Genomic DNA, 12,807 nt, shown 5'->3' on the forward strand with positions numbered 1-12,807 from the left:
CAGACTACGGCGTGCCGCCGACATCGCGCCCGCCGCGGAGCGGGCCCCGGGAACACGTCCCGCCGCCGCGGCGTTGCACCCCGTGTGCAGCCCGCCCCCGTCGACGTCGCCGTGATCGGCGCCGGTCAAGCGGGGCTCTCCGCCGCGTACCATCTGCGCCGGCGCGGTTTCGTCCCGGCGTCCCCGACAGACCCGTCGTTCATCGTCCTCGACGCCGACGCCGCCCCCGGCGGGGCGTGGCAGCACCGCTGGGCGTCCCTGCGGATGGGGACGGTCAACGGCATCCACGAGCTGCCCGGCGCACCCGTCCCTCCCGCCGATCCGCACGCGTCCAGCCGCGACGTCCTGCCCGCCTACTTCGCCGACTACGAGGAGCGCCACGATCTGCGGGTGCTCCGGCCGGTCACCGTCTCGGCGGTGCGGCGCATCGACGACTCGCCGTCCGGGCGCCTCCTCGTCCAGTCCGACCAGGGCGCGTGGGCCGCGCGCTACGTGATCAACGCCACGGGCACCTGGCGGCGGCCCTTCTGGCCGCACTATCCCGGTCAGGAGCGGTTCGCCGGCCGGCAGCTGCACGTGCACGACTATGTGTCGGCCGACGAGTTCGCGGGGCTCCGCGTCGTCATCGTGGGCGCCGGCATCTCCGCCGTGCAGCTGCTCGAGGAGATCTCGCGCGTGGCCGACACGTTCTGGGTCACCCGCCACGAGGTCGTGTGGGACGCGACGGAGTTCGACACCGCGGCCCGCGTCGCCGCCATCGCCGGCGTCGAGGAGCGGGTGCGCCGCGGGCTGCCGCCGGGGAGCGTCATCTCGGTGACCGGACAGCACTGGACGCCGTGGGCGCAGGCCGCTCAGGACCGGGGCGTGCTGGTGCGGCATCCGATGTTCGCCGCGATCGAAGAGCACGGCGTGCGCATGCCCGACGGCACCGTCGAACCGGCCGACGTCATCCTCTGGGCCACCGGGTTCCGGCCGGACATCGCCCACCTCGCCCCGCTCGGGCTGCGCACCGCAGCAGGCGGCATCCGGGTCGCGAACGGGCGCGCGATCGACGAGCCGCGCCTGTTCCTGATCGGCTACGGCCCGTCGCAGTCCACGGTCGGAGCGAACCGCGCCGGGCGCGACGCGGCCCGCGCGGTCGTCGCCGAGTCCGTGCCCGCCTGACGGCGGACCGCCGGCGCGATCAGGCGTCCACGCCGAGGTGGCTCACGTCGCCGCCGACGATGGGGATCGCCGCCGTCACGATCGGGATGCTCGTCGTCGTGGTCGGCACGGAGGCCGACAGCAGCGTGCCGTCCTCTCGCAGCGACTCGCCGATATCGCCGAGCGTCGGACGGCCGGGCAGCACGGGCCCCTGGCCATCGAGCGTCACGACCACCGTCTCGCCGGGGGCGATGACGTGGTCCTCGCCGCGCACCGAGAAGGAGACGGGCTCACCCTCGTCCCCCGCGATGATCGTCAGCGCGTCGCGCGTGACGCCGACCCGCAGCGGCGTGCCGTGCCAGTGCAGCGTGTACGACAGCGACGGCCAGTCCGCGGGCAGGCGCGGGTCGAACGTCAGGGCGCCGAAGTAGTCGCGCATGCCGCCGAAGCCGGAGACCAACGCCGTCCACACACCGCCGGCGGACGCGACGTGCACGCCGTCGGAGGAATTGTGGTGCAGGTCGCCGAGGTCGACGAAGAGCGACTCGTGGAAGTACTCCAGCGCCAGATCCTGGTACCCGACCTCCGCCGCGAGGATCGACTGCACGACGGCCGACAGCGTCGAGTCGCCCGTCGTCAGCGGGTCGTAGTACTCGAAGTCGGCGAGCTTCTCCTCGGGCGTGAAGTGGTTGCCCTGCAGGAACAGGGCCAGCACGACGTCGGCCTGCTTGAGGACCTGATAGCGGTAGATCACGAGCGGGTGGAAGTGCAGCAGCAGGGGATGCTGTTCCGGCGGCGTGCTCTCCAGGTCCCACATCTCGCGCTCGAGGAAGACGGCATCCTGCGGGTGGATGCCGAGGGCTTCGCTGTACGGGATGTGCATGGCGTCGGCTGCGGCGTCCCACGCCTCGGCTTCGGACGGGTCGAGATCCAGTCGCTGGACGGCGTGCCGGTACGCCTCGGGGGCGTCGCGCTGCATGTCCCGGATGACGTGCGCCGCGAAGCGCAGGTTGAACCGCGCCATGACGTTCGTGAACAGGTTGTCGTTGACGACGGTCGTGTACTCGTCGGGGCCGGTGACGCCATGGATGTGGAAGCTGTCGGGTCCGGTCTCGGAGTAGCGCCAGAACCCGAGCGTCGCCCACAGGCGCGCGGTCTCCACGGCGATGTCGACGCCCACGCGGTGGAGGAACTCCTCGTCCCCCGTCGAACGCACGTACTTCGCGAGCGCGAAGGTGACGTCGGCGTTGATGTGGTACTGCGCGGTGCCGGCGGCGTAGTACGCCGAGGCCTCCTCGCCGTTGATCGTGCGCCAGGGGAAGAGGGCCCCCGCCTCGTTGAGCTGACCGGCCCGCTTGCGGGCCGCCGGCAGCATCAGGTGGCGCATGCGCAGCGCGTTGCGCGCCCACAGCGGCGTCGTGTACATGAGGAACGGGAGCACGTAGATCTCGGTGTCCCAGAAGTAGTGCCCGCTGTACCCCGACCCGGACAGGCCCTTGGCGGGGACGCCCAGTCCGTCGGCGCGCGCCGCGGCCTGCGCGAGCTGGAAGAGGCACCAGCGCGTCGCCTGCTGCAGGTCGTCGTGACCGCCGATCTGCACGTCGGAGCGGTTCCAGAAGTCCGCGCACCACGCGGCCTGCCGGTCGAACTGCGCCTGCACACCCTGGTCGCGGACGCGGTCCAGGGCCCGCCGGCCCCGGTCGACGAGTTCGCGCGCCGGCACGCCGCGGGAGGTGTGGTAGCTCACGGTCTTCGTGACGGTGATGGGGACGCCCGCCTTGGCCTGCGCACGGAAGACGTTCTTGGCGATGTCGGCCTCGATCAGCGTGCGGTGGTCGTACTCGTTCTCGGTCTCGATCTGGTGGTCGGCGACGACGGCGATCGACATCCCGGATGCCGCCACGCGGTAGGACAGCGCGGTGCGCGGGCCGTCCTGCCAGAACTCCTGCGGCAGCAGGACGCGGTCCTGGATGCGCTCCGCCTTCCGCGGGTCGAATCCCGCCTTCGACAGGTGGGGGGCGGTCCCGCCGTACACGTCGGCGCCGTCCTGCCGGTTGATGATCTGGCAGTTGACGGTGACCGGGGCGTCCGCGTTGAGCACGGTCACCGTCACGCTCATGACGACGAGGTGCTTCTCCTCGAACGAGACCATGCGGCGCATCTCCATGGAGACGTCCTTGCCGCTCGGGGTCGTCCAGCGCATGTGCCGGGTGAGCACGCCCTCCCGCATGTCGAGGACGCGCTCGTACTCGCGGATGTCCGAGGTGTCGAACGCGAACGGCTCGTCCTCGATGTACACCCGCATCACCTGGGCGTCGGGGGCGTTGATGATCGTCTGCCCCTCCTCGGCGAACCCGTACGCCTGCTCGGCGTGGCGGATGGGGAACGTCTCGTGGAAGCCGTTGATGAAGGTGCCGTGCTCGTGCGCGTGGCGACCCTCCGGCTGGTTGCCGCGCAGGCCCAGGTAGCCGTTGCCGATCGCGAAGAGGGTCTCCGTCAGGCCGACGTCCTCCAGCGACGGGCGCGTCTCGATGAGACGCCACGGATCGACGGGGAAGCGATCGCGATCGATCATGTGCGGCCTCTCGGGTGGCTCGGGAACGGTCAAGCTCGGGAAGATCAGGAGACGAACGCGGCCAGATCGTCCACGACGACGTGCGCACCGCTGGCGATCAGGGTCGCGGCGCCGACGCCGCGGTCGACGCCCACGACGAGGCCGTAGCCGGCGGCCGCGGCGGACTGGACGCCGGAGTGCGCGTCCTCGACGGCGACGCTGCGGGCAGGGTCGACCCCCAGCATCCGGGCGGCCTCCCGGAAGACGTCCGGCGCGGGCTTGGACGGGAGGTTCTCGTTCTCCGCGATCACGCCGTCCATGACGACCGGGAAGCGGTCGCGGATGCCGGCGGCGCGCAGCACCTCTTCGGCGTTCTTCGAGCTCGAGACGACGGCGATGGGGACGCCGGCGGCCTGCAGCTTCTCGACGAGCGCGAGCGAGCCCGGGTAGGGCGCGATCCCCTCGTCGCGGAGCACCCGCTCGAAGACGACGTTCTTGCGGTTGCCGATGCCGCAGACGGTGTCAGCGGTCGTCGGATCGGACGGCTCGCCCCACGGCACCTCGACGTCGCGGGAGCGCAGCAGGCTCGCGACGCCGTCGTAGCGCTTCTTCCCGTCGAGGTAGTCGAAGTAGTCGCGCTCGGTGTAGGCGGGGGTGATCCCCCAGTCAGTGAAGAGCTCGGTGAACATCGCCTGCCACGCGTGCATGTGCACTTCGGCGGTGGGGGTGAGCACGCCGTCCAGGTCGAAGAGGACGCCGTCGTACGTGGTCAGATCGGGGAGTTCGTCGGCTGTCACGGTCCCAGCGTAGTCGCGTGCCGGGGGTACGGACGAAGCCGCCGACCCGATGCCGGGCGCGTGCCGAGAGGCGTCGGAGGGGGGCGTCACGCCCCCGCGACGGAGAGGGTCTGCCGGGCGATCTCGAGCTCTTCGTTCGTGGGGACGACGAGCACCGTGACGGGCGAGTCATCCGTCGAGATCGTGCGGATGCCGCGCCCCCGGGCATCGTTGCGCTCGGCGTCGAGATGGACGCCGGCGAAGCCGAGGGTCTCCAGCGCGGCGGCGCGGACGACGGCGGAGTTCTCGCCGACGCCCGCCGTGAAGGAGATGACGTCCACGCCGCCGAGCTGCGCGATGTAGGCGCCGAGGTACGCCCGGATGCGGTGGATGTACACGTCGAATGCGAGCGACGCGGGGCCGTCCCCGGCGGCGCGGCGGTCTTCGATGTCGCGCATGTCGGACGCGCCGGCGAGACCCAGCATGCCGCTGCGCTTGTTCAGGAACGTGTCGAGCTCGCCCGGGGACATGTCCTCGCGCCGGGAGAGGACGAGCAGCACCGACGGGTCGAGGTCGCCGGACCGGGTGCCCATGACGAGGCCCTCGAGCGGGGTGAGGCCCATCGACGTCTCGACGGACCGCCCGCGGTCGATCGCGGTGACGGACGCCCCGTTGCCGAGGTGCAGCACGATCTGCCGGAGCTCCCGCAGCGGGCGCCCCACGTGGGCGGCGGCGGCTTCGCTGACGAACTTGTGGCTCGTGCCGTGGAAGCCGTAGCGGCGGATGCGGTGCTTCCGCGCGATCGTCCGGTCGATGGCGTACGTGTAGGCCGCCGGCGGCAGGGTCTGGTGGAACGCGGTGTCGAACACGGCGACGTGCGGCAGGTCGGCGAACGCGGCACGGGCGGCGCGGATGCCCTGCACGGCCCCGGGATTGTGCAGCGGGGCGAGTACCGACAGGTCGTCGATGTTGATCTCGACGAGGTCGGTGATGGGCGTCGGCTGGAAGAACCGTGCGCCGCCCTGCACGACCCGGTGGCCGATCGCGACCGGCGGGGTCTCGGTGAGCGAGGGCCCGTGCGCGGCGAACGCATCGAGCATCACCTGGAACCCGACGGCGTGGTCGGGGATGGGGAGCTCGCTCTTGTACGTGGCATCCGTCGCGGTGACGCCTGCGCCGTGGAAGAGCACCGTGTGCTTGGCGGCGCCCACCTGCTCGCCGATGCGCTCGACGAGCCCGCTCGCGAGCGCCGTCTCGGTCTCGACGTCGATCAGCTGGTACTTGAACGAGGACGACCCGCTGTTGATGACGAGCACGACTCTCATGCGGATGCCTCTTCCTGGGCCTGGATGGCCGTGATCGCGATCGTGTTGACGATGTCCTCGACGAGTGCGCCGCGGGACAGGTCGTTGATCGGCTTGTTGAGGCCCTGCAGGACGGGACCCATCGCGACGGCGCCCGCCGAGCGCTGCACCGCCTTGTACGTGTTGTTGCCGGTGTTCAGGTCGGGGAAGACGAACACGGTCGCCCGTCCCGCGACGGCCGAGTCGGGCATCTTCGCCTTCCCGACGGCGGCGTCGGCGGCGGCGTCGTACTGGATGGGGCCCTCGACGAGCAGCTCGGGCGCGCGTTCGCGGACGAGCACGGTCGCGGCGCGGACCTTCTCGACCTCGGCGCCGGATCCGGACTCCCCCGTCGAGTACGACAGCATCGCCACGCGCGGGTCGATCCCGAACTGGCTAGCCGTGGCGGCGGAGGAGATCGCGATGTCGGCGAGCTGCTCGCTCGTCGGATCGGGGATGACGGCGCAGTCGCCGTAGACCAGCACCCGGTCGGCGAGCGCCATGAGGAAGACGCTGGAGACGACGGAGACGCCCGGCTTGGTCTTGATGATCTCGAAAGCGGGCCGGATGGTGTGCGCCGTCGTGTGCGCGGCGCCGGAGACCATCCCGTCGGCGAGGCCCAGGTGCACCATGAGGGTGCCGAAGTACGACACGTCGGTCACGGTGTCGGCGGCCTGCGCGAGAGTGACGCCCTTGTGGGAGCGGAGGCGCGCGTACTCCGCCGCGAACCGCTCGACGTATTCGGGGTCGAACGGGCTCAGCACCTGCGCGGCCTGCAGGTCGATGCCCAGCTCCCCGGCACGGGCGCGGACGTCGGCCTCCTCGCCGAGGATCGTGATGTCGGCGACGCCGCGGGCGAGGACCGTGGCGGCGGCGCGGAGCACCCGGTCGTCGGTGCCCTCCGGCAGGACGATCCGCTTGCGCTGCGCGCGGGCGCGTTCGATCAGCTGGAACTGGAACATCAGGGGCGTGACGACGTCGGCGCGCGCGATGCCGATCCGCCGCAGCAGGTCGGTCGTGTCGACGCTCTGCTCGAAGAGGGCCAGCGCCGTGTCGTAGCGACGCTGCGAGTCGGCGGCGAGGCGTCCGCGCGTCGTCATGATGCGCCGGGCCGTCTCGTACGTGTCGAGGTCGGTGGAGAGGATCGGCAGCGGCGACTCGAGGCCGTCGATGAGCCGGTCGACCGGCTCGGGCAGCGGGAACGGGCCGTTCAGCGCGATCGCGGAGACCGACGGGAACGTGCCCGAGGAGTTGGCGAGCAGCGTCGCCAGCAGCACGTCGGTGCGGTCGGCGGCGATCGTGACGATCGCGCTCTCCTCCAGGCGCGGCAGCACGTTGTTCAGCGACATGCCCGCCACGACGACGTGCAGCACCTCCCGGGTCAGGAGTTCCTCGTCGCCCTTGAGCAGCGTGGCATCCAGGGACCGCATGATGTCGCGGACGGACGGTGCGACGAGGTACTCGTCCTCGGGAACCGCCCACACGCCGATGTCGGCGCCGGCGTGCGGGGCGGCGACGGCGGCGACGTGCTCGACGATCTCGGCGCGGAGGGCCGGCTGGCTGCGGTTGACGATGACGGCGAACAGGCGTGCCCGCTCGTGCGACATCTCGGTGAGCGCGAGGGTCGTGAGGTGGCCGATCTGCTCGGGGGTCCGCCCGCCGGACTCGCCGATGTGGTCGCCCTCCGCGGCCTGCCCGGACAGGACGAGCAGGACGGGGGCGCCGAGGTTCGCGGCGATGCGCGCGTTGTAGCCGAGCTCCGCGGGGCTGCCGACGTCCGTGTAGTCGCTGCCGACGATGACGACGGCATCGCACTGCGCCTCGACCGCCTTGTAGCGTTCGACGATCTTCCCGAGGGCGGCATCCGGGTCGGTGCGGACCTCCTCGTAGGTTGCGCCGATGCACTCGTCGTAGCCGAGGTCGACGCCGTCGTGGTCGAGCAGCATCTCCAGGACGTAGTCGCGTTCGGCCGTGGACCGGGCGATCGCGCGGAAGACGCCGACGCGCGGCGTCGCGTGGCTGAGCGAGTCGAGCACGCCGAGCGCGATCGTGGACTTCCCGGAATGACCCTCGGTCGACGTGATGTAGATGCTCTGTGCCACCCGCCCAGCCTAGGCCGGGGCCGGAGAGGGCGGCCAGGCGGGCACCGGGGAAAAGAGACACCCGGGGAAAAATAAGACTCTCCGCGAACCCGACAGAGCCCGGTTACCCTTGCTACGTTTCCGTCCTGGGGGAGTTGGCCGAGATGCCGCCTCGCGGAGAGCTGACACAAGTCTAGCCGACTCACAGACCGGGGCCGCCGCGACGGGGCTAGCATCGAAGGGCGAGCGCGAGGACGCGCCGCCGATCGCACGTGACGGACCAGGGGGCCGCATGCCGGATGAGAGCACGCCGATGATCACCGGTGTCCCGGACGCGGCGCCGCGCACGCGCACGATGACGGCGGAGGAGTTCGCCGAGACGACGGATGCGATCCTCGCCTCGGTCACGCGGGTGATCGACGGCAAGCCGGACGCCGTCCGCTCGGCGCTCGTGTGCATGCTCGCCGAGGGGCACCTGCTCATCGAAGACGTGCCGGGCGTCGGCAAGACCATGCTCGCGCGGGCGCTCGCGGCATCCGTCGAGGCGACGGTCCGCCGCATCCAGTTCACGCCCGACCTGCTCCCCGGCGATGTCACCGGCGTGAGCGTCTACAACCCCGTCGACCGGGAGTTCGAGTTCAAGCCGGGTGCGATCTTCGCCCACATCGTCATCGCCGACGAGATCAACCGCTCGTCGCCGAAGACGCAGTCCGCCCTCCTGGAGGCGATGGAGGAGGGGCAGGTCACGGTCGACGGCACCTCCCACCCGCTGCCGGAGCCGTTCCTCGTCGTCGCGACGCAGAATCCGCTCGAGATGGAGGGCACGTACGCCCTCCCCGAAGCGCAGCGCGACCGGTTCATGATGCGGATCTCGATGGGCTATCCGGATGCCGCGAACGAGGCCCTCATGCTGCGCCAGCGGGACACCGTGAACCCACTGGATGCCGTGACCCCGGTCATCGCCGCCGACCGTGTCCGGGAGCTCGTCGCATGGGCGCGGAACGTGCACGTCTCCCCCGCCATCGAGGAGTACGCGGTGGGCCTCGCCCGCGCGACGCGCCAGCATCCCGATCTTCGCCTGGGCGCGAGCCCGCGGGCGACGCTGCAGCTCGTGCGGGCCGCGAAGGTCTGGGCGGCCCTCGACCAGCGGGAGTTCGTCATCCCGGACGACGTCGCGGCGCTCCTGGAACCCGTCTTCGCGCATCGGATGATCGCGGCACGCGGATCGGGCGCCGCACGCGGGCGGTCGATGACCGACGCGGTGGCGTCGATCCTGCAGAGCATCGTCGGCTCCGTCCGGGTCCCGGTCGCGACGCGCTGAGGCCGATCGTGAGGGTGTGGCCGCTGACGCTCCGGGGAACGGGGGCGGTGCTGCTCGGCATCCTGTGCTTCATCCTGGCGTACGAGTTCACGATCACCGAGCTGCTGTACGTCAGCGCGCTGCTGCTGGCCGTCGTCGCCGCGAGCGTCGCGACCCTCTATCTCGTCCGGCGCACCGAGCGCGTCACGCGCGTCTTCATCCCCGACATCGCGACGGCGGGCCAGGAGAACATCGTGCGCGCGCGTGTGGAGATCCGCTCCCCCCTGCCGGCGGCGCAGGGCAGATGGGTCGACAGGCTGCCGGACGGGATCACGGGCACCGCGGCGGGGGCTTTCCCGGCGATGGCGTCGGCGATGGGCGCCGGGACGCACGCCATCGACCTCGAGTACGCCGTCGTGACGGAGCGGCGCGGCGTGCGCGCCATCGGGCCGCTGTCGGTCACGTCGACCGATCCGTTCGGCTTCGCCCGCCGCCGGCACACGATCGGCGACACGGTGCCGCTGACGATCGCTCCCGCCGTCATCGAGCTGGGCGCGCTCACCGACCTGCCCGGCGAAGCCGGCGGCAGCATGCACTCCACGACCGATCAGCTCGGGCAGGGCACCGACAACCTCATCCCCCGGCACTACACGCCGGGCGATTCGATGCGCCGCATCCACTGGCGCGCGACGGCGCACCGCGACGCGCTCATGGTGCGGCAGGAGGAGCAGGAGTCGACGCCGTCCGCCGTCGTCGTGTTCGACCGCAGCGTGCACCGCTGGACGCCCGAGGCCTTCCGCGCCCCCGGCACCGATCCGGGCTTCGAGATGGGCGTGACGGCGTGCGTCTCGGTGGTCGCGCGCCTCGCCCGCGAGGGCTACATCGTCACGGTCATGGACGTCGACGGCACGGATCTCGTGCCGCCCGTCGATGCCGGCGACGCGACCGGCGTGGACGAGCTGACCGTCGCCTTCGCGACCGTCACCGCCCGGCGCGACGTCGCGCTGGAGGAGCTCGTGCGCCTCTTCACCGGGACGCAGACCGGGCCGCTCGTGCTCGTCACGGGGCGCATCGACGACGCCGACACGGCGATCCTCGCCCCGCTCGCCCACCACAGCACACTGCCGATCCTGCTGACCGTCGCACCGCACGAGGACTCCCTCGCCCTGTCGGTGGATGCCGGCTGGCACGCCGCCGCGATCCCGCCCGACGCCGACCTGGCCGTCGCGTGGCTGGCGGCCCTCGACCGGGGATCTCGCCGTGTCGGCGTTTGAACGCACGCCCGCGCCGGCCACCCGCCCCCGCGGCGAGCGGCGTCTCACCCTCGCCCTCTACATCGCGCTCCTCGCCGCCCTGGCGCCGCTGCTGAGCGTCGTGGACCCCGGCGCCTGGACCTTCGCCGTCGCGACCCTGACGGCGGCGCTCCTCGCGATCGGCTTCGTGGCACGGCGCCTGCGCGTGCCCGCCGTCGCGGTGACGCTGCTGGAGGCGGCGGTGGGGGCGGGCGCGGTGACGGTGATGTTCTTCGCCGACACGGCGCTGTTCGCCCTCGTCCCGACGCCCGAGTCGTTCGGCCAGATCCCGGTGCTGATCCAGTCGGCATCCAACGAGATCCTCCTCGGCGTCGCCCCGCTGGAGCCGACGCGGGCCGTGAGCTTCATCATCGTCGCGGCGATGGGGATCCTCACGATCGCCCTTGACCATGTCGTGCTGACGGCGCGGATGCCGCTCCTGGCGACCATCGCGCTCGTCACGGTATGGCTCATTCCGGCGATCGCCGTGCCGTCCGGGGTCAATGTCCTCGCGTTCGCGGTGCTGGCGGTCGCGGTCCTCGCTCTCATCCGCGCCGAGACCCGGACGCGGGAGACGGTCGCGCCGCGAGGCCGGGCCGACGGCGCCGGCGTCACGGCCGTCGCGGCGGCGATCGGCACGGTCGCCATCGTCGGCGCGATCGTCGCGGCGCCGTCGCTGCCGCCGCCCGTCGTCCGCGCGGGCGGCAACGGCCTCGCGGCGACCATCGACCCGACGCTGAATCTCGGCGACGACCTGCGCCAGCGCGGCGACGTGACGGCGCTCCGGGTGCGGACGAACGCGTCGTCCATCCCGTACCTGCGGGCGACGACCCTGTCCACCTTCACGGGCGCGCGGTGGGAGCCGGACCGTCTGCGGTCGGTGCCGCTGACCGAGTTCGCGTTCGACGACGTGGTCGCCGACGAGGACATCCGGGTCACCGAGTACCGCACCAACGTGACGATCGAGCAGTTGTCCTCGGCGTACCTTCCGGTCGCGTATCCCGCCGTCGGGGTCGACGGCACCGAGGGGCTGTGGCGGTTCGTGCCCTACAACCGGACGGTGCAGACACCGCAGAGCAACACGCTCGGCCAGTCGTACGAGGTGGTCACGCACCTGCCGCGCCCGACGCTGGAGCAGATCCGCGGTGCGGAGGCGCGACTGGACGGAGGCAACGTCGACGTCGACGTCGTGCCGGAGGGGCTGCCGCCCATCATCGAGGCGCTCGCGCTCGAAGTGACGGCGGGCGCGACGAACGACTTCGACCGGCTGTCGGCCCTGCAGTCGTGGTTCCGCGGCCCGGACTTCACGTACTCGCTGCTCGCCCCCGTGCAGGACGGCTTCGACGGCGAGGGCGCCGACGCGATCGCACGCTTCCTGGAGGTGCGGGCGGGCTACTGCAGCCACTTCGCCGCGGCGTTCGCCCTCATGGCGCGGACCCTCGACATGCCCTCGCGCATCGTCGTCGGGTTCCTGCCCGGCACCCTCACGAACGACCGGGAGGAGAGCCAGCGGGTCGCCGAGGTGAAGATGAGCCAGCTGCACGCCTGGCCGGAGGTGTTCTTCGAGGGGATCGGCTGGGTGCCGTTCGAGCCGACGAAGAGCCTGGGCGATGTGCCGCGCTTCCTGCCCGCGGCGATCGCGGGCGTCGACGACGACGGCGAGGATGTCGCGGGTCCGCGTCCGACCGCGACGCCGACGGCGACCCCGTCGGCGACACCGGTGAACCCGGACTTCGACGACGACGCGACGGCGGCGCCCGGGAGCGTGCAGCTGGTGGACCTGCGCCCCTACCTCGTGACGATCGGGATCATCCTGGTCCTCGGCGTGACGCCGACGACGCTTCGCGCCCTGCGACTGCGGATGCTGACGCGCCGCGCGCGGTCCGGCGACATCACGGCGGCGTGGCGGATCGTGCAGGACGTCGCGATCGACCTCGGCGCCCCCGTGCCGGCGTCCGAGTCGCCGCGCGCGTTCGGGATGCGGCTGATCGAGGCGCACGGTGCGCCCTCCGACGAGATGCGGCGGCTCGTGAACGCCGTCGAGCACGCCAGCTACGCGCGGGCCGGCGCGGCCGAGGCGGGCGCGCGGGCCGCGGAGGATGCCGAGAAGGTGCGCATCGGGATGCTGGATGCCGCGCCGACCGAGTCGCGCGCGAAAGCCCGGGCGCTGCTGCTGCCGCGGTCGCTCATCATCCGCCCGGGTTCGGCGTTCGCCGACCGCGTCGCCTCGGCGTAGCGCGGCGGGTGCGTCCGCGCTCGGGCGCGGGGCCGTTCGACCCACACTTCGACGCCAGTGAAGAACCGCGGGATGCTTCACT

8 protein-coding genes and 1 other RNA gene are annotated in these 12,807 nt (G+C 71.9%); 4 read left to right on the plus strand and 5 right to left on the minus strand.

The features are described from left to right. The first annotated feature begins 84 nt into the window (after nucleotides 1-84). Nucleotides 85-1,164, plus strand: coding sequence for an NAD(P)-binding domain-containing protein (locus MSA03_RS13825; RefSeq protein ID WP_147051462.1), 1,080 nt, complete (start codon nucleotides 85-87; stop codon nucleotides 1,162-1,164). Between the two features lie 19 nt (nucleotides 1,165-1,183). On the opposite strand, the gene MSA03_RS13830 is transcribed toward MSA03_RS13825, so the two are convergent. From MSA03_RS13830 to ffs, 5 genes are all read right to left on the minus strand, one after another. After that, nucleotides 1,184-3,718, minus strand: coding sequence for a glycoside hydrolase family 65 protein (locus tag MSA03_RS13830; RefSeq protein ID WP_147051463.1), 2,535 nt, complete (start codon nucleotides 3,716-3,718; stop codon nucleotides 1,184-1,186). A gap of 44 nt (nucleotides 3,719-3,762) precedes the next feature. Continuing rightward, nucleotides 3,763-4,494, minus strand: a complete 732-nt coding sequence (locus tag MSA03_RS13835; protein WP_028494928.1) for an HAD family hydrolase — start codon at nucleotides 4,492-4,494, stop codon at nucleotides 3,763-3,765. An 86-nt stretch (nucleotides 4,495-4,580) separates the two neighbouring features. Continuing rightward, nucleotides 4,581-5,798: an acetate/propionate family kinase gene (locus tag MSA03_RS13840; protein ID WP_147051464.1), complete on the minus strand. Its 1,218-nt coding sequence runs from the start codon at nucleotides 5,796-5,798 to the stop codon at nucleotides 4,581-4,583. Next, nucleotides 5,795-7,918 (minus strand): phosphate acetyltransferase, encoded by a 2,124-nt coding sequence (gene pta, locus MSA03_RS13845; protein WP_147051465.1) that lies wholly within the window; start codon nucleotides 7,916-7,918, stop codon nucleotides 5,795-5,797. Before pta ends, MSA03_RS13840 begins: the two co-directional genes overlap by 4 nt. Before the next feature lie 69 nt (nucleotides 7,919-7,987). Continuing rightward, nucleotides 7,988-8,084: signal recognition particle sRNA small type (gene ffs, locus MSA03_RS13850), an RNA gene on the minus strand. A 126-nt stretch (nucleotides 8,085-8,210) separates the two neighbouring features. On the opposite strand from ffs, the gene MSA03_RS13855 reads away from it, so the two are divergent. The 3 genes from MSA03_RS13855 to MSA03_RS13865 are packed head-to-tail and all read left to right on the plus strand — an operon-like array spanning nucleotide 8,211 to nucleotide 12,725. Beyond that, nucleotides 8,211-9,218 (plus strand): AAA family ATPase, encoded by a 1,008-nt coding sequence (locus MSA03_RS13855; protein ID WP_147051468.1) that lies wholly within the window; start codon nucleotides 8,211-8,213, stop codon nucleotides 9,216-9,218. Nucleotides 9,219-9,226: 8 nt separating this feature from the next. Beyond that, entirely contained in the window at nucleotides 9,227-10,471 is a 1,245-nt protein-coding gene (locus MSA03_RS13860) for a DUF58 domain-containing protein (protein ID WP_244946445.1), read from the plus strand. After that, entirely contained in the window at nucleotides 10,458-12,725 is a 2,268-nt protein-coding gene (locus MSA03_RS13865; RefSeq protein WP_244946446.1) for a transglutaminase TgpA family protein, read from the plus strand. The genes MSA03_RS13860 and MSA03_RS13865 overlap by 14 nt, the downstream gene beginning before the upstream one ends. Nucleotides 12,726-12,807 lie beyond the last annotated feature (82 nt).

This window comes from Microbacterium saccharophilum (assembly GCF_007992455.1).
In the GTDB taxonomy this organism is placed as follows: domain Bacteria; phylum Actinomycetota; class Actinomycetes; order Actinomycetales; family Microbacteriaceae; genus Microbacterium; species Microbacterium saccharophilum.